19 protein-coding genes are annotated in these 21,254 nt (G+C 71.6%); 14 read left to right on the top strand and 5 right to left on the bottom strand.

The annotated features are described in order from the left end of the window. The first annotated feature begins 24 nt into the window (after window positions 1-24). The 9 genes from BMY07_RS27565 to BMY07_RS27600 all read left to right on the top strand — a co-directional run bounded on the left by BMY07_RS27565 (window position 25) and on the right by BMY07_RS27600 (window position 8,881). Window positions 25-1,563, top strand: a complete 1,539-nt coding sequence (locus tag BMY07_RS27565; protein ID WP_092785018.1) for an amino acid adenylation domain-containing protein — start codon at window positions 25-27, stop codon at window positions 1,561-1,563. Window positions 1,564-1,632: 69 nt separating this feature from the next. After that, window positions 1,633-3,216, top strand: a complete 1,584-nt coding sequence (locus BMY07_RS27570; RefSeq protein ID WP_143073674.1) for a glycosyltransferase family 39 protein — start codon at window positions 1,633-1,635, stop codon at window positions 3,214-3,216. A gap of 271 nt (window positions 3,217-3,487) precedes the next feature. Then, complete coding sequence (locus BMY07_RS34595; RefSeq protein ID WP_170224482.1) at window positions 3,488-3,637, top strand: hypothetical protein; 150 nt, start codon at window positions 3,488-3,490, stop codon at window positions 3,635-3,637. A gap of 130 nt (window positions 3,638-3,767) precedes the next feature. Next, the gene (locus tag BMY07_RS27575; RefSeq protein WP_092785024.1) at window positions 3,768-4,217 is read left to right on the top strand and encodes a nuclear transport factor 2 family protein; all 450 of its coding nucleotides are present in this window, start codon (window positions 3,768-3,770) and stop codon (window positions 4,215-4,217) included. Window positions 4,218-4,219: 2 nt separating this feature from the next. Further along, entirely contained in the window at window positions 4,220-5,317 is a 1,098-nt protein-coding gene (locus tag BMY07_RS27580) for a branched-chain amino acid aminotransferase (RefSeq protein WP_092785027.1), read from the top strand. 200 nt (window positions 5,318-5,517) lie between these two features. Continuing rightward, window positions 5,518-6,993, top strand: coding sequence for an AfsR/SARP family transcriptional regulator (locus BMY07_RS27585; protein WP_177215814.1), 1,476 nt, complete (start codon window positions 5,518-5,520; stop codon window positions 6,991-6,993). A 303-nt stretch (window positions 6,994-7,296) separates the two neighbouring features. Beyond that, window positions 7,297-8,205: an ArsR/SmtB family transcription factor gene (locus BMY07_RS27590; RefSeq protein WP_177215816.1), complete on the top strand. Its 909-nt coding sequence runs from the start codon at window positions 7,297-7,299 to the stop codon at window positions 8,203-8,205. A 41-nt stretch (window positions 8,206-8,246) separates the two neighbouring features. Next, window positions 8,247-8,459: an MbtH family protein gene (locus BMY07_RS27595; RefSeq protein ID WP_092785036.1), complete on the top strand. Its 213-nt coding sequence runs from the start codon at window positions 8,247-8,249 to the stop codon at window positions 8,457-8,459. 11 nt (window positions 8,460-8,470) lie between these two features. Beyond that, window positions 8,471-8,881 (top strand): hypothetical protein, encoded by a 411-nt coding sequence (locus BMY07_RS27600; RefSeq protein WP_143073675.1) that lies wholly within the window; start codon window positions 8,471-8,473, stop codon window positions 8,879-8,881. Here BMY07_RS27600 and BMY07_RS27605 read toward each other — a convergent pair. Further along, window positions 8,853-9,419 carry a hypothetical protein gene (locus BMY07_RS27605; protein WP_092785039.1) on the bottom strand — a complete coding sequence of 189 codons (567 nt, stop codon included), beginning with the start codon at window positions 9,417-9,419 and terminating at the stop codon, window positions 8,853-8,855. The two genes, BMY07_RS27600 and BMY07_RS27605, sit on opposite strands and share 29 nt — an antisense overlap. Window positions 9,420-9,611: 192 nt before the next feature. Here BMY07_RS27605 and BMY07_RS27610 point away from each other — a divergent pair, with 192 nt between their 5' ends. Continuing rightward, a complete protein-coding gene (locus BMY07_RS27610) occupies window positions 9,612-10,922 on the top strand; it encodes a glycoside hydrolase family 18 protein (protein ID WP_245782696.1) in 1,311 nt (436 codons plus the stop codon). Between the two features lie 77 nt (window positions 10,923-10,999). Here BMY07_RS27610 and BMY07_RS27615 read toward each other — a convergent pair whose 3' ends face one another. Then, entirely contained in the window at window positions 11,000-13,072 is a 2,073-nt protein-coding gene (locus BMY07_RS27615; RefSeq protein WP_245782697.1) for a M28 family peptidase, read from the bottom strand. Window positions 13,073-13,518: 446 nt separating this feature from the next. Between BMY07_RS27615 and BMY07_RS27620 the strand changes: the two genes are divergently transcribed. Both BMY07_RS27620 and BMY07_RS27625 read left to right on the top strand, forming a co-directional pair. After that, entirely contained in the window at window positions 13,519-14,721 is a 1,203-nt protein-coding gene (locus tag BMY07_RS27620; RefSeq protein ID WP_092785042.1) for a hypothetical protein, read from the top strand. 61 nt (window positions 14,722-14,782) lie between these two features. Next, window positions 14,783-16,891, top strand: a complete 2,109-nt coding sequence (locus tag BMY07_RS27625) for a tetratricopeptide repeat protein (RefSeq protein ID WP_092785045.1) — start codon at window positions 14,783-14,785, stop codon at window positions 16,889-16,891. 3 nt (window positions 16,892-16,894) lie between these two features. On the opposite strand, the gene BMY07_RS27630 is transcribed toward BMY07_RS27625, so the two are convergent. After that, complete coding sequence (locus BMY07_RS27630; protein WP_092785048.1) at window positions 16,895-17,257, bottom strand: PLDc N-terminal domain-containing protein; 363 nt, start codon at window positions 17,255-17,257, stop codon at window positions 16,895-16,897. A 222-nt stretch (window positions 17,258-17,479) separates the two neighbouring features. Between BMY07_RS27630 and BMY07_RS34600 the strand changes: the two genes are divergently transcribed. Continuing rightward, window positions 17,480-19,465, top strand: a complete 1,986-nt coding sequence (locus tag BMY07_RS34600) for a hypothetical protein (protein ID WP_177215818.1) — start codon at window positions 17,480-17,482, stop codon at window positions 19,463-19,465. Between the two features lie 64 nt (window positions 19,466-19,529). Here BMY07_RS34600 and BMY07_RS27640 read toward each other — a convergent pair whose 3' ends face one another. Both BMY07_RS27640 and BMY07_RS27645 read right to left on the bottom strand, forming a co-directional pair. Beyond that, complete coding sequence (locus BMY07_RS27640; protein ID WP_092785051.1) at window positions 19,530-20,081, bottom strand: hypothetical protein; 552 nt, start codon at window positions 20,079-20,081, stop codon at window positions 19,530-19,532. Next, window positions 20,078-20,632 carry a sigma-70 family RNA polymerase sigma factor gene (locus BMY07_RS27645; protein ID WP_245782698.1) on the bottom strand — a complete coding sequence of 185 codons (555 nt, stop codon included), beginning with the start codon at window positions 20,630-20,632 and terminating at the stop codon, window positions 20,078-20,080. The genes BMY07_RS27640 and BMY07_RS27645 overlap by 4 nt, the downstream gene beginning before the upstream one ends. 115 nt (window positions 20,633-20,747) lie before the next feature. On the opposite strand from BMY07_RS27645, the gene BMY07_RS27650 reads away from it, so the two are divergent. Continuing rightward, entirely contained in the window at window positions 20,748-21,239 is a 492-nt protein-coding gene (locus BMY07_RS27650; RefSeq protein WP_092785200.1) for a DUF2231 domain-containing protein, read from the top strand. Window positions 21,240-21,254: the final 15 nt, after the last annotated feature.

A 21,254-nucleotide genomic window follows, 5' to 3' on the forward strand; every position in this document is an offset into this window, starting at 1 on the left:
CCACGGAGAACTCGGGAAGCCCTGATGACCGAACGCACCCTGTACCAGCGGTTCGCCGACACCGCCGCACGGTTCCCCGACGTCGTCGCGCTGGAGGTCGGCGACTGGGCGGTGACCTACCGGCAACTGCACGCCCACGCCGAGGCCCTCGCCGCCGCACTGCCCCTGGCCGCGGGCACCGCACAGCCCCGGATCGCGCTGTTGGCCGGCCGCAGCCTGGTCGCCTTCACCGGGTACCTCGCCGCCCTTCGGCTCGGTGCCGCCGTCGTGCCGCTCAACCCGCGGTACCCGGCCAGGCGCAACGCCCTGATCTGCCGCACCGCCCGCCCGGACGTGCTGATCGCCGACGAGTCCGGCGCCGACCAGCTCGACGGGGACCTGGCCGACCTCGCGGGCTCGGTGTTCGAACTGGCCGACGACGACGTGCCCGACCTCGACCGAGGCGACCTGCCCGGGTACCGCCCGGACCTCGACGCGGTCGCCTACGTGCTGTTCACCTCCGGGTCCACCGGCACGCCGAAGGGTGTCCCGATCACCCACCGCGCGGCGGCGGCGTACGTGGCGCACAACGCCGACCACTACGGCCTCGAACCCGGCTGCCGCACCTCGCACACCTTCGACCTGACCTTCGACCCGTCGGTGTTCGACCTGTTCGCCACCTGGAGCAGCGGCGCGACCCTGGTGTGCCCGCAACGCGAGGACCTGCTGAACCCGGTCGACCACCTGGTCGACCGCGCCATCACGCACTGGTTCTCCGTGCCATCAGCGGTATCGGTCAGCACGGGCCTCGGCGCGCTGCCCGCCCGCCGGGTCACCACCCTGCGGCACAGCGTGTTCATCGGCGAGCAGCTGACCTACGCGCAAGCGGCGGCGTGGCAACGGCTCAACCCGAGCGCGCCCATCGACAACGTCTACGGCCCGACCGAGCTGACCGTCGCCTGCACCCGCTACCGCCTGCCCGCCGACCCCGCGCGGTGGCCCACCACGTCGAACGACACCGTGCCGATCGGACCGGTGTACGACTTCCTGGCCGCGGTCGTCGTCGGCGAGGACGGCTTCCCCGCTGACGAGGGCGAACTGTGCGTGCGCGGCGTCCAGCGGTTCGACGGGTATGTGCGCGCGGAAGACAACCAGGGGCGGTTCCTGGTCCACGACGACGGCCGCTGGATCGAGTCGTCGAGCGCGGTCCCAGGGCCAGCGGAGTACTACCGGACCGGCGACCGGGTTCGCTGGGAGCACGGCGAACTGGTCCACCTGGGCAGGCTGGACCAGCAGATCAAGATCCGCGGCTACCGGGTGGAACTCGGCGAGATCGAGTCCGTGCTGACCCGCCACGATGCCGTCACCCAGGCCATCGTCGTCGCACTGCGCGAGGGGGACGCGGTGCGGCTGGCCGGTTTCTACACCGGAGCCGAGATGTCCGACCGGCAGCTCACCCACTGGCTGCGCGAACGGCTGCCCGCGCACATGGTGCCAGAGCGGCTGACGCACCTGCCCGCGCTGCCGCTCAACGCCAACGGCAAGGTCGACCGCGCCGCCCTGGTGGCGCTCTCCCCGACCTGATCCCGCACCGGGGCGGGTTCGTTCGGACACCCGGCCTGCGAGCATGTCCCTGCGAAGAACGGATCCCCCGTGCTGACCTCCCCATCCTCGTTGCCCTCCACATCGGACACTGAGATACCGCCGGAACGCGTACTGGCGCCGATCGCCTGGCGTTCCGTGTTCGTCGTCGCAGGACTGCTGTTCGCCGCGCTGATGGCGTTGGCGGGCAGGCACGGGTACCTGCTCGACGAGTTGTACACACGCGTGGCGGGCCAGCACCTGGCCTGGGCGCAGATCGACCAACCGCCGCTGCCCGCGCTCGTGGCACGCCTGGAGACGATCCTTTTCGGCGACACCGTCACCGCGCTGCGTGTCGCCCCGGCGCTGGTCGCGGCCGCGCTGGTCGTGCTCTCCGCGCTGATCGCCCGCGAAGTCGGCGGCACCGGCCGGGCCCAGTTCCTCGCCGCGGCGGCCGCGGCGGCCAGCGGGTTCGTGGCCAACACCGGGCACTTCCTGACCACCAACGACTTCGACGCCCTGTCCTGGGTCGGCGTGTTGTTGCTGGCGATCCGGATGGCGCGCACCCGCAACCTCAAGCTGTGGTTGGCCATCGGTGCCGTGGTGGGCGTCGGGCTCTACGGCAAGTACCTCATCGCGCTGCTGCTGATCTCGCTGGCTGTCTCGGTGCTGGTCTGCGGTCCGCGCGACCTGCTGCGCGGCAAGTGGCTGCCGCTCGGCGTGCTGATCGCGCTGGTCATCCCGGCGCCGGTGCTGCTGTGGCAGGCGTTCCACGGCTGGCCGCAGTTCGAGATGGCCGCCGCGGTGTCCAAGGCCCTCGAAGACCTGGCCGTCGTGTCGTTCCTGCCCATCCTGATCCTCATCATGGGCCTGTTCCTGACCCCGTTCTGGGTCGCCGGGCTCGTCGCGCTGCTGCGCAGGCCGCGGTGGCGGCCGTACCGGTTCGTCGCGGTGGCCTTCCCGGTGATGATCGCGCTGCTGATCATCACCGGCGGACCGTCCAACTACGCGTCGGCATTGCAGTTCGTGCTGCTCGCCGCGGGTGCGGTGGTGGTCGACGGGTGGACCCGCACGGTGACCCGCAAGGTGGTCATCGGCGTGGCGCTGGTCGCCAACGCGGCGCTGTCGGCGGTGCTGACCCTGCCCGTGCTGCCCATCCAGGCCTACGCCGACGACGGCGTGCTGCAGAACTCGTCCTTCGTGCAGTTCGACCAGGTCGGCTGGCCGGAACTCGCCGCGCAGGCCGCGGCCGTGTACCGGTCGCTGCCTGCCGAGGACCAGGCCCGCGCGGTGTTCTACGGCAACCACTACGGGCAGGCCGGGGCACTGGACCGGTACGGCGCCGACCTCGGCCTGCCGCGCGCGTACAGCGGCCACAACTCGTACGCGGACTTCGGTGTGCCGACCGACGACAAGACCGTCGTGATCGCCATCGGTGTCGACCGCGCGCTGTTCTCCGACCTGTTCGCCTCGTGCGAGCAGCGCGGCGCGTTCACCCTCGACCTCCCGGTTTCGGACCGTGGTCAGCAGTTCCTGGTCTGCCGCGACCCGGTGCGCCCGTGGGCGCAGACCTGGCCGCGGTTGCGCTGGATCGGATTCCAGTGCCCGTACACCACCAAGCCGGTGACGGCCACCAGCGCGACCGGCTGCGACTGACCCCGGGCACTGGTCCGACACCACCCGCCCAGCGGTCCGTGCCCAGCGCACGACCGCTGGGCTCTTGTCGTCCGCTGGTCGGACGAGTGTCCGGTTGGGACTACTTGGCACCGTGCCGCCCGGTGATGTTGCCGAGTGACACGACCGGCTCGTTTCGCGTGGTTCCCCGGGTTGGTTCCGGGGTCGTTCTCGCGGTTGATGTGGCGGGCGGAGGGGTGTGGCATGCTTTTGGCAGGGGTCGCAGGGGGTAGACCACAGAAGGAGATGTGTGGTGCGTGGTCAGCGCAAGTCCTCCGACGACGACGTCCGCGACGTTTCGGAAGCCGAGCGGGAGGAAGAGGAACGCGAGGCCCGCGAGATCCGCGAGCGGGTGTTGCGCTTCCTCGAGGAGCAGAACGGCGGGTCCGGTGTGGAGGGATGACCGCCGCCGGCCGCCGGTGAGGCCGAACGCCGCCGGATAGCCGTTGCCGCGCGGGCGAACGGTGCCGCGGCGCGCCCGCGTTCACCGTTGTGTTCAGGGATCCGGTGGAGCGCGCCGCTATCCATGAACGATGTCGAACAACATCGCCCCCGGGCAGACGGTCGCGGTCCGCGTCGTCACCCCCGAGCTGTCCCTGCCCTCTGACACCACCGGCCGCACCGACACCGCGGCGAACGTGCGGACCGTGCGGCGGTACTACGAGACCGTGGACGCGGACGCCGTCGAGGAGTTGGTGGCCCTGTTCGCCGTGGATGGCGTCTACCGCAGGCCGGGCTACCAGCCGCTCGAGGGCCGCAAGGCGATCGAGCGCTTCTACCGCGACCAGCGGGTCATCGAGTCCGGCAGGCACACCCTCACCCACGTCACCGCCGAGGCCGCCGCCGTCGCCGTGCACGGGGAGTTCGACGGCGTGCTCAAGGACGGCACGCGGGTCGCGCTGCGCTTCGCCGACTTCTTCGAGTTCGACGCGCAGGGCCTGTTCGCGCGCCGGGACACCTTCTTCTTCGCCCCCGCGGTGTGACCATGGCGAACACGACGTGGAACCGGCAACTCCTCCCCGACGCCGCCCGGCTCACCCCGGCTCGGCGAGCCGAGCGGACGGCCGCCCCCGCCTTCGGTGAGGTCCTGACCGAGCACATGGTGTCCCTGGAGTGGTCGGCCGAGCAGGGCTGGCACAACGCGGCCGTGCTGCCGTTCGGTCCGCTGCCGCTGGCGCCCTCGACGGTCGGCCTGCACTACGGGCAGGTCGTGTTCGAGGGCCTCAAGGCCTACGCCCAGCCGGACGGGTCCGTGGCGGCGTTCCGGCCGGAGCACCACGCGTCGCGGTTCCAGCGCTCCGCGGCCCGCCTGGCGATGCCGGAGCTGCCGGTGGGGCTGTTCCTGGAGTCCCTGGCCGAACTGGTGGCCGCCGACCGGCGCTGGGTGCCCGAGGTCGAGTCGCAGAGCCTGTACCTGCGCCCGGTCCTGTTCGCCACCGACCCCAGCCTCGCGCTGCGGCCCTCGGCCACCTACCGCTTCCTCGTGCTGGCCGCGGTCACCGAGGACTTCTTCGGCGCCGACGCCCCACCGGTCGCGGTGTGGGCCAGCACCCGGTACTCGCGCGCGGCCAGCGGCGGCACGGGGGAGGCCAAGTGCGCGGGCAACTACGCCGGTGCGTTCGTCGCGCAGGTCGAGGCAGCCGAACACGGGTGCCAGCAGGTCGTCTGGCTTGACGCCGCCGAGCACCGGTGGGTCGAGGAGATGGGCGGGATGAACCTGTTCTTCGCCTACGGCGACCACCTGATCACCCCGCCGCTGTCCGGGTCGCTGCTGCCCGGCGTCACCCGGGCGTCGCTGCTCGCCCTGGCGGCCGAACTGGGGTTCACCGTCGAGGAGCGGCGGATCACCCTGGAGAAGTGGCGCGAGGACTCCCGGTCCGGGGCGATGACCGAGGCCTTCGCCTGCGGCACCGCCGCCGTGATCACCCCGGTCGGCCGGGTCGCCGCCGCGTCCGGCGACTTCACCATCGGCGACGGGGGAGCGGGCACCGCGGCCAAGCGGCTGCGCGGCGCCCTGGTCGACCTGCAGCGCGGCCGGGCCGAGGACCCCAGGGGGTGGCGGTACCGGCTGGCCGAGCGCTGAGCCGCGCTGAGTTGTCCGGGCTCTGTCGTCGCCCCCGGCTGCCTGTTCCCGGGAGCGCGGGGGCGGCGACCTGATGGACCTGGGGTCGGTGTTTTACCCACGGCGCAAATACCGGCGGGCTGATTCGCGGGCGCGCTTACGCTGGGTCGAGCCGACCCACCGGACCGCGGCTCATGCTGCCCGCCAGCGCGAGGAAGCCCATGACCGTCCACCTGCTCGGGCCCGTGGAGATCAGCGCCGACGACGGCGGCCCGCGGCTGCACCGGCGCAAGCAGCGGCTGCTGCTCGCCCTGCTGGCCGCGTGCGCCAACCGCGTGGTGCCGGTCGAACGCATCATCGACGTCCTCTGGGAGGACGACCCGCCCCCGCCGACCGTGCGCAACCAGGTCCACGTCCACGTCGGCGCGGTGCGCAGGGCGCTGACCGCGGCCACCGGCGACCCGGGCGCCCTGGAGACCACCGCGACCGGGTACCTGCTGCACTCCCCGCCGGTGGTGGTCGACGTGCGCGAGTTCGAGGACGCCGTCGCCGCGGGTGTGCGGTGGCAGGCCGCCGGTCAGCAGAGCGCCGCGTCGGCCGCGTTCGCCAAGGCCCTGGCCTGTTGGCGGGGTGCGCCGCTGGTCGGGCTGGACGGCCGCTACGCCGCCGCCGAGGCCGCGCGGTTGCGCGAGCGGTGGCTGTTCGCCCGGGAACGCCAGACGGACATCGAGCTGGCCCTGGGTCGGCACGCCGAGCTGTTGCCCGTGCTCGCCGGTCTGCTTGAGGCGCACCCGCTGCACGAGGGGTTCCGCCGCAGCTACATGATCGCGCTCTACCGGTGCGGGCGCGTGGCTGACGCGTTGGCGGCTTACCGGGACGGGTGGCGGCTGCTGACGGAGGAGCTGGGCATAGAGCCGACCGCGGCGCTTCGCGACGTGCAGCAGGCGATCCTGCGCGGTGCTCCCGCGGACCGGCTCGCTGTGCCGGTGTGGGGGACCGCGCGGCCCCGGCAACTGCCCGCTGAGGCCAGTCCGTTCGTGGGCCGGGACGAGGTGCTGGCCAGGATGGACGCGGTGACCGCGGCGGACCGCGACCGGGTGCCGGTGGTGCTGACCGGGCCCGCCGGGGTAGGCAAGACCGCGGTCTGCACCCGCTGGGCGCACCGCGTCAGGGACCGGTTCCCCGACGGGGAGCTGTACGTGGACCTGCGGGGGAGTGGTCCACTGCCGCTGGACCCGGCGGCCGTGCTCGCCCGGTTCCTGCGCGCGCTGGGCATGGCGCCGGAGCGGGTGCCCGCGGACTGCGCCGAGGCGGCCGCCGAGTACCGGTCGCTGCTCGCGCCGACCAGGACCCTCGTCGTGCTCGACGACGCCGCGTCCGCCGAGCAGGTCCGCCCGCTGCTGCCGGGCACGCGGTCCTGCCAGGTGCTGGTGACCAGCAGGCACGACCTGGCCGAGTTGGAGGCGAGCGACGGGGCCGCGCGGATCGCGCTGCCCGAGCTGTCCTCGGCCGAGGCGCAGGCGCTGGTCACCGTGCTCGCCGCGGGCGGGCGCGCCCCGGTGGTCCTCGCCTCGCTGTCCGGGCGCAGACCGGTGGAGCTGCGGCTGGCCGCGGCGCGGTTGTCCGATCGAATGGTCGATGGCCGCGGAATGGAACGGGCGGCGGTGGTCGAGCCGATTCGCCGCTCGCTGCCCTGAGAAAGTCTCATACCGTCCGATCCTTTCTTGGGTGTGGCTGGGTTCACCGCTGTGAATCGGACTGAGCGCGTGCCCGTGCAATTGTGTCGGTACGGCTGGACGTGGCCTTTTCTCGCCAACCTCGCCGGTTGGCGCAGGGCAACCGCCATTCGGAGTGTCGGTGCGGATGGTCGCCGTGGACCGGTCTGGACTAGTCCGCAGGGACGCGGTAATGTCGCTTGGCGCCCAAGGGTCGCTTATTGTGCGGCGGGTGCGGCTCGTACCGGGGAAATGTCAACGGGCGCAATCCGTCTAGGGGGCACAGTGCTGCGAATCCACTTCGGCGTGGGTGACCTCGCGCGGGTCCGGATGGTGACCGGCCTGGGGGTGATCGCCGAGAGCGTGTTCGCCATCGACCTGTTCGGCAGGCCGGGCAGCGTGTTCGGCCGGTGGCGCAAGCGGGTCCGCAGCAGGCTCGGCGGCAGGCTCGAGGGCATCGAGCGCACGGTCCGCGAGCAGTTACCCCTGCAGGACTTACTCTGGCTCGTCGAGCGGCCGGAGGGCGGTGGCGGGCGCGGTGCCCTGCCCGCGTCCAGCAGGCACCTCGCCGAGGCCGTGTTCGAGTTCGGCAACGCCGCCGTCGTCCCGTACTGGGAGCAGGGCCTGGCGCACCTGCGCGCCGAGCGCGACGACCGCGGCCGGGTGGTCATCTCCGGCGGCATGGACCGCCTGCTCGGCAGCCTGCACCCCAGCCTGTACTGGGACGCCCCGGTCCTCTACGTCTCCACCCCCGGCCCCGACCGCGACATCCACCTCGACGGCCAGGGCCTGCTGCTCAGCCCCGCGCTGTTCCTCGCCCCCCGCACCTGCGCCTTCGTCGACGCCGAGGACTCCGGCCCGCCGGTCCTGGCCTACTCCACCGCGTTCACCGCCGCCACCACCCCCGACGACGAGGACCGCGACGACGCGGGCGGCCAGGCCCTCGGCAACCTCGTCGGCCACACCCGCGCCGCCGCCCTCCAGGTCCTCTCGGACAACTGCACCACCAGCGAACTGGCCGAGCGCCTCGGCATCTCCATCGCGGGCGCCAGCAAGCACGCGACCGTGCTGCGCAAGGCGGGCCTCATCCGCACCACCCGCCACCGCAACGCCGTCCTGCACACCCTCACCCCCCTCGGTGTCGCCCTGCTGCAGCGCACCGTCCTGGTCAACCGAACCTCCATCCCCGCCTGACCGTCCCCAGTGGACATCCAATCCCCGAGAGGAACATCCCCATGACCACCAACCCCTTCGACGACCCCGACGGCACCTTCCTCGTCCTGGTCAACACCGAGGGCCAATACTCCCTCTGGCCCACCTTCGCCCCCACCCCCACCGGCTGGACCCCCACCCACGGCCCCACCACCCGAGCCGACGCCCTCGCCCACATCGACCACACCTGGGTCGACATGCGCCCGAACAGCCTGATAGAGGCCATGGGCCGTTGAGGACCTCCACCGTGGAGTTCGTCGGTATCGAGCCGCTGGGCGAGATCGGCCAGATCGATGTCGTGCTCGACGAACTGGGCGAGGTCGACCTCCGCAACGACGGGGCGGTGGTGGGCATCCGGTTCCTCGCCCGCGCCAGGGCCTTGTCGGTGGTGGTCGACTTCTCGATCAGAGGACGGGCCGTGTCGCTGGAGTTCGCCGACGCGGAGGTGATCCGCGCCGAACCCGACCTGCCGATGACCGTCGACCCGATCCACGGCCACGCGCTCCTGGTCGGCCTGCGCGCCTGGACCGCTCCGGGCGGCAGGCGCGGCTGCACGGTCGACACGACGATGATGTCGATCGACCTGTACCCGACCAGGGTCATCGCGACGGTCGACCAGGGCACGGGCGTCAGTCCGGGATGGCCTTCGCCGCGATGAGCATGGGGCCGGAGGTGAGCAGGACGGTGACGGCCTTGCCGTTGCCCGCTACGAGGACCTCGCCGAAGCGGAACTGGGCTGGGACGCGCCGGTGGATCTCCTTGGGGATGGACAACCGCAGGTTCCGGTCGTCCTCCAGGTCGATCGCCACCGCACCCACGACGTACTGGTCCACCTGAGCCACCCCCGTCGCCCACCCGGTGCGGGCGGCCGCCTCGGCCCGCGTGCGCCACCGCACCCGGTGGACCGCCCCCTCGACCGCGTAGAAGCTGCCCACCGTCGCGGCCAGCGTGATCCACAGGGTCTGGAACGTGGGCTGGTCCACGTGCCACCGCGCCAGGATGAACCCGAGCAGCATCGCCAGCACCACGGTCCCGAAACTCACCGACACCAGCGCACGCTTGCTCAACCGCGCCACGGCATCCGCCGCGTCCCGCTCCGTCATCAGGCGCGGGCGCGGCACGGTGATCTTCCCCAGGTCCGCAACCGCCCTCGCCTGAAACCTCTCCCGCGCCGCCTCGACCGCGAGATCGTCCACCCCACACCCCCTGCTCGACACCCCGACGCCGCCATGATCAACGACCACCACCCGCCGCACCTCCGAAACCGGCCCGATTACGCCGAGTGGCGCAAAGCCCTGGCCGGACCGCTCAGTGGCGTCCGGATCGCCCCGTCTGGGCGTATCGGGGGTGCGGGCCTTCCCCTAGATTGGTCTGGACCATAACGCCGGGTGGAGGAGGGCCATGTCCTGGAAGAGGTGGGCACCGTCGTCGCTGTTGGGGCGGTGGCGGTCGGAGTGGCGGTTGTCGGGGTTCCCGCGCAGGCGCACGGCGGGGGCGGTGGGGTTCGCACGGTCGGGTACTACACGCAGTGGAGTCACCAGGACCGCGGGGTGCCTGTCCGCTACATCGTCGACAACGGCTCGGCGGCGAGGCTGACGCACCTCAACTACGCCTTCGGCCTGCTCGACGAACAAGGCAGCTGCGTCAGTTCAGACCCGGCGGCCGACTACCAGCGGTTGATCCCGGCGCGGGAATCCGTTAGTGGCAAGGCGGATCGGCCCGGTCAGGCGCTCGCGGGCAACCTCAACCAGCTCAAGCAGCTGAAGCAGAAGTTCCCGAAGCTGCGCGTCTACATCTCGCTCGGCGGCTGGATCGGCTCCGCGTACTTCTCCAACGCCGCGCTGACCTCGCAGTCCCGCGCGGCGCATGTGCGGTCGTGCATTGACCTGTGGCTCAAGGGAAATCTCCCCGGCGCGCCCGCTGGTGCGGCCAAGGGGGTGTTCGACGGGATCGACCTGGACTGGGAGTGGCCCGCGACCGATGGCAACGTGGGCAACGTGGTTCGGCCTGAGGACAAGCAGAACTTCACCGCGTTGCTGCGCGAGTACCGCGTCCAGCTCGACCGGCAGGGGGCCAAGGACCGCAAGACCTATGACCTCACGGCGTTCCTGCCCGCCAACCGGGAGGCGATGGACCGCGGGTACGAGTTCGCCGAGGTGTACCGGCTGCTGACCTTCGCCACCGTGCAGGGCTACGACTACCACGGCGCCTGGGAACGGACCGCCAACCAGCAGTCGGCCCTGCGCGTCCCCGACGGCGACCCGACCACCCCCAAGGACAGCGGCGAGATCGTCGTCGACGCCCACCTGCAACGCGGCGCCCCCCGAGACAAGATCACCCTCGGCGTCCCCTACTACGGCCGCGGCTGGACCGGCCTGCCCAACCAGAACAACGGCCTGTTCCAACAATCCACCGGCCCCGCCCCTGGCACCTACGAAGCGGGCTACGACGACTACCGCACCCTCAAGGGCCTCCTGACGAGCGGCAAGTACACCCTGCACCGCGACACCAAGGCGGGCCACGCCTGGCTCTTCAACGGCACCACCTTCTGGACCTACGACGACCCGACCGAACTCACCCGCAAGGGCCGCTACATCCGCGACCGCAGTCTCGGCGGCGCCATGATCTGGTCCCTCGACGGCGACACACCCCAGGGCGAACTGATCCGCGCGCTCAGCACCGGCCTGCACCGACGCTGAGGTTGTTCTCCGGCACAAGCCACTGACCGCCCAGGGAGCGACGTCCACATCGGAACGTCGCTCCCTGGGCGGAGACTTCAGCTTTCGGCGGAGCGGGCCGCGGTGTCCAGGGACTTCGTGAGGGTGCGGAGCCAGCGGGTGGCCGTCGCCGGGTCGTTCTGGTCGAGGGGCTCGTTGACGCCGGGCAGGACCTTGACCGCGTAGCCGGTGTAGGTGCCGGGGGTGTAGATCTGGTGCCGGTACCACGGGCGGTTCGGCAGGCCCTCGGTCCGGGTGAGGGCGCGTTCCTGGGCCAGCAGTGACCTGTTGAGCCGGGAGAGCCGGTCGCCGCCGAGGTCGCGTTCTCGCAGCAATCTGTCCCGAGTGGACTCCAGCCTTTCCGTGGCGCGCAACCACTCCTGAGCCGCCTTGGTCGCCGCCCGGACGTCTACGCCGCGTTTGCCCGCGGCTTCGAGGTAGGTGAGGGTCTCGCGTGCGTAGTCGGAGTAGTTGAACGGGATCACGTCGGCCTGGGCCAGGCGGAGGCCGAGTAGGCCGGTGGTCTTGGCGGCGGTGGACTGGTAGCGCGCGCCGGGGTCGAGGAAGCGGTGGGTGAACTGGGGGTCGTCGATGGTGCTGTGGTAATTGCCGTTGGGGGAGTGGAAGCCGATGTCGGCCGAGGCGACGCCCAAGCGGTCCAGGAAGGCCGTGTAGTCGGAGCCGCTGCCCAGGCGGCCGGGGGTCGTGGCGCCCTGGGCGGCCCAGTTGTCGTGGACCGTGCCGCCCGCGGGGTCGGGGACGGACCGGGTGACCGCCGTGATCAGGTCGTCCAGCGCGGGAACCGCCGCCGCGCCGAAGGACCGGCCCGCGGTGCCGTCCATGTTCAGGTAGGCGACCGCGCCCCGCCGCAGTTCGGGCGCCAGCTGCTCCACCCACTCGGTCGAGCCGAGCAGCCCGTACTCCTCGCCGTCCCAGCCCGCGATGACGATGGTCCGCTCCGGGCGCCAGCCGGTCTTGAGCAGCCGGGAGAGCCCGTAGGCGATCTGCAGGGCCGAGGTCCACCCGCTGGTGTTGTCGGTGCTGCCGTACACCCAGGCGTCCCGGTGGGCGCCGATGACGACCTTCTCGTCCGGGTGGGTGCGGCCCTTGATCTCGGTGATGACGTTGTCCACCGGCACCTGCCGGTAGTCGATGTCCAGGTCCAGGTGCGCCTCGGTCGGGCCGGGTCCGACGCGGTACGGGAAGTCCAGCCCGCCCTGCCAGGTCGTGGGCACCGCCGGGCCGCCCAGCGCGCGCAGCAGGTGCTGGGCCTCGCCGTAGGAGATCGGGGTGGTCGGGATGCGGGGCAGGTTGTCCGCGTCGTCCGGGTCGATCCGGTCGGTGCCGGGCACGGACGGTTCGCCCGGGGTCAGCGGGTCACCGGGGTACTGGAAGATGTACTGCACGCTGCCGCGCTGGATCGCGTCCGCGGGCCGCCACGGGCCATCGGGGTAGACCGGGCCGCGCACGAACCCGTCGTCCTTGGGGTCGGAGTAGATGATCAGCCCCTTGGCGCCGTGCTCCTGCGCGACCTTCGACTTGACGCCCCGGAAGCTGCCGCCGTAGCGGGCCAGCACGATCTTGTCCCGGACGTCGACGCCGAACTCGGCGAGCCGCTGGTAGTCCTCGGGCAGGCCGTAGTTGGCATAGACCACCTGACCGGTGACGTCCCCGGCGGGCGAGTACGCGTTGTAACCGACCACGGCCTCGTCCAGGTGCTCCTGACCCGGGTAGGGCTTCTCCTTGACGCTCAGCACGCGCCTGGTCGGGGCGGTGATCTCCACCTTGATGTCCTTGGGCACCGACGTGTACACGGAGTAGCGGGCATGGCGGGCGGGCAGCCCCCACTCCCGCAACCTCCGCGTCGCGTACTCACCGGAAACCCGGTTGCCCTCCGTCCCGACGAGCTGCGGCCGCGCCGACAACGCCGTGTTCACCGCGAGCGCCTGCGCGGGATCGATGGCGGCCAGGAAGTCCTTCTCCACCCGCCGTTGTGCGGCGGAGTGAGCGGCGGTGAACCCGAGCAGGGATCCGTCCTGCGCGGCAGCGGGCCCCACGGCCAGTGAGGAGACAACCCCCACCACGACCACGCCCGCGACAACCTTGGAACTGCGCTGGGTGATACTTCGCATCCACCCAGTCAGCCACCTCCCCGTTGCGCGCGGTACCCACTGATCGTCCGGTGTCCTACCAGGTGGACATCCCGGAACACCCGGACTCCCACCCGAGGCGGCTGACGCCCGGGCCATCAACCGGCCGTCACCACTGATGGCGGAGGCGAATACCTTCCCAGAGGTGTCTCGGCAAGCACTGCTCATGCGCGTGGATCGGCCGTGGACTGGCGGGGCGGCGTACAGTGCGGGTACCCGCGATGTCGTGGCGCGGCTCCGCAGCATGAGCGACCCCAGCCTGGTGGACGGGCTGGAGGCAGGAGCGCCGGGATGGTCGTGGAGCGGTCCGGTTCGCCGGTGGGGGTCTTCGTTCCCCAGTGTTAGCCCGGGCCTCATCGTGCCCCGATCCACCTCTTCGCAGAGCCGCTGGCGGACCCGTCTCGGCCTGGCCCAACCAGAGAGCTCCCATGCAGCCGTCCGTCCTGCTCGCGCCCGTCGTCCGTGCTCCCCGCTCGCTCACCGACGTGTACGGCCCGGGGGTCGCGCTCTGCGCCCGGCCGGAGCTGGAGGTCGGCGTGCGCGCGGGCGCGAACCGGCACACCCGCGACGTCGTCTCCGCCCGGCCGATCGCGGTCGCCGCCGAGACGCCGGTGATCTGCAGCGCGGGTGGGACGGGTCCGGAACTGCTGGCCCACCTGCGTGACAGCGGGCTCCCGGTCGGGGTGGACCTGCGGGAGTTCCGCAGTGAGGCCGAGTTCGCGGCGCGGGTGCGGGAGGCGGTCGCCGACGGGGTGCTGCTGGCGATGGAGTACCCGCAGCCGGTCGCGCTGTGCCCGGACGCCAGCGCGCTCAAGACGGCGGGGCTCGTCGGCCACCTGAACAACAAGGCGAGCATCAACACCCTCGTCGACCCGCGGTTCCGGGCCCGGCGCACCGTCGTGGCCCGCGGCGACCTGGCGGCGGCGACCCCGGTCGGCGAGTCCTGGGTGCTCAAGGCGGCCACCGACGACGCGCACGGCGGCAGCCTCGACGTGTACCTGCACGTGGCGGGGGAGCCGGTCGCGCTGCCCGCGTTCACCGGGGTGCTCGCGGAGTGCGTGATCGAGGAGTACCTGCCCATCCGGCACAACTGGGGCATCCAGCTCTACGTCGGCCCGGACGCGACGGCGCGGCTGCTGGCCATCACCGAGCAGCGCATCGACGCGGTCGGCATCTACGCGGGCGGCCGGTTCGGCCCGGTCACCGCGCCGCCCGCCGAGCTGCTGGCCGAGTGCCTCGCCATCACCCAGCGCGCCGCCGACCTCGGCTACCGCGGCCTGTGCAGCCTCGACTGCGCGTCGACCAGCACCGGCGGACTGGCCGTGCTCGACCTGAACTTCCGCATCACCGGCGGGTCGATCCCGCTCCTGGCCATCCAGGCCATCCGCCCCGACACCGTCGACCAGCCCGCCGAGTCCCTGAAGCTGACCGCCCCCGTCCCGCTCACCGACCTCCTCACCCCGCTACGCCCCGCCCTCGCCGCAGGCACCCTCCTCATCACCAGCGGCCACGACACCACCCGAACCGACAACCCCGTCCCCCATAGCACCCTCCAACTCCTCCTACTGGGCGACGACCCGGACGAACTCGCCGTCCGCCGGGTTGCCCTGGAGAGCCGGTTCGCCCACTGACCTGCGCGCAGTGGTCCGTGCGGCGGATGGCATTCCCGCGGGGTGGCCCCACCCTGGGGTGATGGATGACGTGCCGGGCCTGGTTGTGTCGAACACGCTGTCCGGCACGGTCTTCGGGTCCGTGGTGCAGGCCGGGGTCGTGACCGTGGCGGTCGGGCCGGTCCCGGTGCTCCCGCGGCAGCTTCCGGCGGCCACGCCCCACTTCGTCGGTCGCCGTGCGGAACTGGCGGAACTCGACGGACTGGTCGACGGGGCGGCGAACGCGGTGGTCGTGTCTGCGGTGGACGGCACCGCGGGCATCGGGAAGACCGCGTTGGCGTTGCGCTGGGCGAACGCGGTCCAGCACCGCTTCCCCGATGGCCAGTTGTACGCCGACCTGGCGGGGTTCGGCCTGCGGGAGCCCGTGTCGTGTGCCGCGGTGCTGGACGGCTTCCTCACGGCGCTGGGGGTCCAGGCGGCCCAGGTGCCCGCGGGCCTGAACGCCAAGTGCGGCCTGTACCGGAGCCTGTTGCACGGTCGGCGGGTGATGATCGTGCTCGACAACGCCAGGGACAGCGGTCACGTGCGACCGCTGCTGCCGGGCACCGCGGGGAGTCTGGTCCTGGTCACCAGCCGCAACGCGATGGGCGGACTGGTCGCTCGGGACGGCGCTTGGCGGTTGCCGCTCGGCCTGCTCACGCACGAGGACGTCCTTGCCCTGCTCGAACGGCGCCTCGGCGCGGCGCGGGTGGCGCGGGAGCGGAACGCGGCCCTCGCACTGGCCAGGCGGTGCGCCGGACTACCGCTTGCGCTGAGCATCGTCGCCGCCCGTGCGGCGAGCCGTCCCGATGTCCGACTGGGCGACCTGGCCGAGGAACTGGCCGACGAGGACGCCGTTCTCGACGGCCTCGACCTCCACGAGTCCGATGTGGACGTACGCACGGTCTTCTCCTGGTCGTACCGGGCGCTGTCCCCGCAGGTGCGGGCGGTCTTCCGGCTGCTCGGCCTGCACCGGAGCACCGACATCAGCGGTACCGCCGTGGCGAGTCTCGCAGGGCAGCCGGTGCGCCGCACTCGTGGTCAGCTCGACCGGCTGGTCGCGGCCGGGTTGCTGGAGCAGCACGGTGCGGACCGGTACCGGATGCACGACCTCATGCGGGTCTACGCGGCCGAACTCTCGCGTTCCCTGGACGCGGACGACCGCAGCGCCGCACTGCACCGCTTGTTCGACCACTACGTGCACTCGGCGTGGTCAGCCGACGAGCAGCTGTACCCCTACCGAGGTGGAACGCTTCCCGGTGGACCTCGCGACGGCGCCATCATCGACGCACCCACCGACTACGACAGCGCGCTCGGCTGGTTCACCACCGAACACGCGACCCTGGTGACTGCGGTCGAGCACGCGGCGGCAGCGGGGTTCGACGCCCACGCATGGCACCTGTCCCGGTGGCTGTCGACCTACCTCGACCGGAGCGGGCACTGGGAGGACTACGTCGGCGTCCTGCGCGCGGCGGCGGATGCTGCCACCCGGCTCGGTGACCGGTCGATGCTCGCGCAGACCTTGCGGCGACTGGGACGCGCCAACCTCCTGCGGCGGGAGTTCGACGAGGCACTGAGCTGCTGCGCTCGCGCCCTGCGGATCCATCAGGAGACGGGCGACAGCGAGGGCATGGCCCGCGCGTACCGCAACATCGCGATGATCCACCAAGAGCGGGGGGACTACGACGGCGCGCTCGCCAACGCGACGCGATCCCGTGACCTGTTCCGGCTCACGGGCAACAGATCCGGCGAGGCCAGGGCCTTGCACGCACTCGCGTGGTGCGGCGCCGAATCCGGCCAGTACGCGCAGGCATTGGTCCACTCCCGTAGTGCCATCGGCATGTTCGAGTCGCTGGAAGCCGCCGACCACCAAGGCCAGGCCAGCGCCGTGGAGGTGCAGGCTTATGTGTTGCACCGCACCGTACACCGAGAAGAGTGCGTCGAGCATTACCGGCGAGTGATCCAGCTGTGGCGGCGGCTCGGGAACCGCTTCTACGAGGCAGGAACCCTCAAACGCCTAGGCGTCGTGTACCGGGAACTCGGCGACGTGGACTCGGCCAGGGACGCGTGGAGCCGTGCTGTCGAGATCTTCGCGGAGTTGGGCCACGACGAAGCTGAGGTGGTCAGGCGGGGACTCGCCGATCTCGGCTAGTGGTCAGGAATCGGCGGTGTCGTCGCGGGCTTGGCGGCGTTGTTGTTCGGCTCGTTCTCGGCAGCGGCGGAGGAAGTCCTCGTCGGCGGCGGGGTCCGGGGCGGCGAAACGGCCGGGGCGGTTGTACTCGGGGTAGTGCGGGGTGGTGCGTTCGTAGGCACCGGGGTGGCGCGGGGTTGCGGTTTGGGGGCGGCCCGCGACGAGCCAGAGGAGGGAGCCGATGAGGGGGAGGACGAGGACCAGCAGCAGCCAGCCGAACTTCGGCAGGTTGCGGTGGCTGCCCTCAGGGGCGGTGATCACGTCCACCAAGCAGAAGATCCACAGCGCCAAGGTCGCGAGTCCGAAGACGCCGCCGAAGTACCACATGTCGCCCACCCCCAAGTAGATCTGACCGGGACATGCTAGGGCACCCGCGCGCGTCCCCGGCAAGCGGATTCCGGCCACCACTCCCTTTCGGACGACGGCGAACCTGTCCCTCCCGTCCCGAACTCCGCCTCCACCGCTGTCCGAACGGGCAGGACCGGGGCGCTCGCGCGGGGCGATCCTGGCGGGCGCGCGGGTGGTGCGAGAAAACAAGGAGTCAGGTGCATGGCTGGAGACATCAACCTCAACGAGCAGTTAGTCGCGACCGCGGACGGTCACCACGCGGTCGCACACGAGTATGGAGACCTGGTGGTCGCCGCGGTGCCTGAGGGCACGGCGGCCGTGGCGGCGGTCGACGAGGAGAGCCTCGACGAACTCGCCGCGATCGGGCTCGCCGCGCTGCGGTTGCGCGAGTCCGCGGAGTACGCCGAGGCCAAGGCGCAGCGCCCCCTCGACGGTGCCAACTGGGACGAAGGCGACGCCCCCGACGCGGACGACGACGCCAAGGTGTCCACTGAGGACAGCGGGGCCGCGCTGTCGGCCAGGCTCACCGGCCGGGTCGCGGTGGGCATCGTGATCGTGGACGGGCCCACCGCGGACCTCCAGTTCACCGCCGCCGAGCGCACGAAGGTCGTCGCCGAGGTGCAGAACGGGTTGGGCTGGTTGGGCGCGCAGAGCAGCCCGGGCGGTGTCACCTGGGTGTACGACGTGCGCACCCCGTCGATCACCGCGCAGCCGGAACCCGACGCCGCCGACGCCGCCAAGGAGCCCCTCTGGCGCGACCCGGCCCTCAAGGCGATCGGCTTCGACACCGCCGCCCAGTACGCGGAGAAGTTGCGCGACACCAAGAACTCCACGTGGGCGTACGTCGCGTTCTTCACCAAGTACCCGGTGCGCCACTTCGCCTACGCCTCCATCGGCGGTCCTCGGCTGGTCATGCAGTACAGCAATGACGGTTGGGGGGTCGACAACATCGACCGGGTCTTCGCCCACGAGACCGGCCACATCTTCGGCGCGCCCGACGAGTACGCCTCAAGTGGTTGCGACTGCGGCGGTTCCTGGGGTCCGTGGGGCAAGCCGAACGCCAACTGCGAGACCTGCGCCCCCGGCGGCGGCGAGCCGTGCATCATGAAGTCCAACAGCTGGACCATGTGCGCGCACACCCCGTGGCACCTCGGGTTCCCGCAGGGCCAGCGGTACTCGGGCGTGTTCACCGCGGGCACCGGCGGGCACGGGTTGTGGGTCAACGCCGACTGGTCGCACTTCGTGGCCAAGTGGCAGGAGTGGAGCGCGGCGGGCCTGCGCCTGGATGAGCTGGAGATCAGCAAGCCCGGCGGGAACCTGCGCTACTCCGGGGTTTTCTCGGCGGGCGCGGGCGGTTACGGCCTTTGGGCGCTGGTCGACTGGGACAGCTTCGTCGCGAAGTGGCAGGAGTGGAGCGCGCAGGGTTTGCGGTTGGTGGACCTGGACATCACCGAGGTCGACGGGAAACCGCGCTACTCCGGCGTGTTCCGCGCGGGCGCCGGCGGCTACGGGCTGTGGGTGAACGCCGAGTGGTCCAACTTCGTGGCGAAGTGGCAGGAGTGGAGCGCCGCCGGGCTGCGGCTCGACGACCTGACCGTCACCACGATCAACGGCCAGCTGCGGTACTCGGGTGTCTTCAACGCGGGCGCGGGCGGTTACGGGTTGTGGGCCCTCGCCGACTGGGACAGCTTCGTGGCCAAGTGGAAGGAGTGGAGCGCGCAGGGGCTGCGGTTGGTGGACCTGGACATCACCGAGGTCAACGGCCAGCGCCGGTACTCGGGCGTGTTCCGGGCAGGCACGGGCGGCTACGGCCTGTGGGTCAACACCGACTGGACGAGCTTCCTGGAGAAGTGGCAGGAGTGGAGCGCGGGCGGCCTGCGCCTGGTCGACTTCGACATCACCCTCACCGGCATCGAGGCCTTCGCGGCGACCGACACCGGCCACCTGGTCGAGGCCGCCGCCGAAGCGCACACCCCGACCCCGGCGGGCATCGGCTTCGCGTCGATCTCGCTGGCCACCACCCCCACCGACCTGCACCACAACGCCCTCGACGACGGCACGGGCGACCCCTCCCCGGGCGTCGGCTACCTGCTCACCCCGTCCGACGCCGGCCAGGGCGCCCGCTCGACCCCCGACGACCTGGTCCTCCCGGTCACCACCGGCTTCGGCGCCATGTCCCCCCAGTAGCCCCGGGGAGCCCGCCGTGCCCACCAACCCGGGCACGGCGGGTTCTCCACTCGTCGTCCGGTGGCTAGTCGATGTCCGCGTTGGCCATCCCCAGCCGGGAGCACACCGTCTCGTCACCCGGGAAGACCCCCACCGAGCCCGGGCCCTCGCCGCCGTCCAGGTTGTACGCCCTGGAGTTCAGGATGCACGCCACGAGCGGCGGCGGGCTCGAGCGCGGCCCGCCCGGTGACCACAGGTACCGGTTCGAGGTCCAGATGGTCGCGCAGATCTCGATGCTCGCCGCCGCGGTGTCCCCGTCGACGAGGCCGACGGAGATGTGCTGGTCGCGCTCTGTGCTGGAGATATCGGCGGTCCGGTAGCAGTAGGCGCTGTCCCGGGCGATCGGCTCGACCGTCACGGGCGCACCGCCGGGTGTCAGTTCGGGCACCTTCGACCGCGTCAGCAGCGTGGTCCCGCTGAGAATGATCACCGCGACCGTCGCCACCACGACGGCGGAGGCCGCCCGCACCCGACGCCGGGCGACGCGCCGACCGGTGGCCTCGATGGCGTCGAAGTCCAGTCCCAGCGGCGGCTGGACACCGATCGCCCGGTCGAGCAACTCGCGTTCGCGGGTCATCGGAGCACCTTCTTGTCCTGGTCACGGTCGGCAGCCTGGTGCTGACCAGCGGCTCGGTCTTGGTCAGCAGCGTGGTCTTGGTCGGCGTTGTCCGACAACAGGGTCCGCAGCGTGCCCAGTGCCCGCGCGGACTGCGATTTCACCGTCCCCTGGGTGATCCGCAGCGTGGACGCCGTCTCGGCGACCGACAGGTCGCAGGAGAAGCGCAGCACCAGCACCGCCCGCTGCCGGGCCCCGAGCGTGCCCAGTGCCGCGCGCACCTCGTCCCGGTCGGCGGGCGGCGTGGGACCCGGCCGGTCCGGCGGCGCCACCAGCACCTCGGCGCGCCGATGCGGCCGCCGGGACTCGTCGATCGCCAGCCGCGCGATCACCTTCCTGGTGTAGGCGTCCACACCGGCGGGGTCGAGCCGGTCCCACCGCTGGTACAGCCGCACCAGGGCGACCTGCACGATGTCCTCGGCCAGCGCCCAGTCCCCGCACACCAGGAACGCGATCCGACACCACAACGGTGCCCGGTCGCGCGCCACCTCGCTGAAGCGCCATTCCGCCACGGCCCCTATACGAGCCGATGGCCCCGTCAGGTCGCAGCGGCACCCGACCGGTTGACGAGGGGTGCGTGCGGCGGGGGTGCGGCGCGAGACTGGTCGGGACGACAGGGAGTCAACAATGCGGAGTCGGGCGAGGTTCGCGGGACATGCGGTGCACCCGATGCTGGTCGTGTTCCCGTTGGGGCTGCTGGTGACGGCGGTCGTGTTCGACGCCCTGTTCTCCGTGACGGGCGGGGCGGACTTCGCCGTCGCGGGGGCGTACACCATGGCGGCGGGGGTGGTCGGGGGCTCGGTGGCGTCCACGTTCGGGTGGGTGGACTGGTCCTCGCTGCCCGCGGGCACCCGGGCGCGGCGGATCGGGCTGGTGCACGGGTTGACCAACGCGGTGGTGATCACCTTGTTCGCCGTGAGCTGGCTGGTGCGGTTGACGGGGGAGACCTGGGAACCCACGTCGACGTCGCTGGTGCTGGCTCTCGCCGGGCTGGCGCTGGTCGTGTTCGGCGGCTGGCTCGGGGCCGAGTTGGTGGAGCGGCACGCGGTCGGGGTAGACGAGGACGCGAGCCTGAACGCGCTCAAGAGGTCTACTCCGGGTAAGGCGCAACACGCGTGAGGACCTGCCTGTCAC

This window comes from Actinokineospora terrae (assembly GCF_900111175.1).
In the GTDB taxonomy this organism is placed as follows: domain Bacteria; phylum Actinomycetota; class Actinomycetes; order Mycobacteriales; family Pseudonocardiaceae; genus Actinokineospora; species Actinokineospora terrae.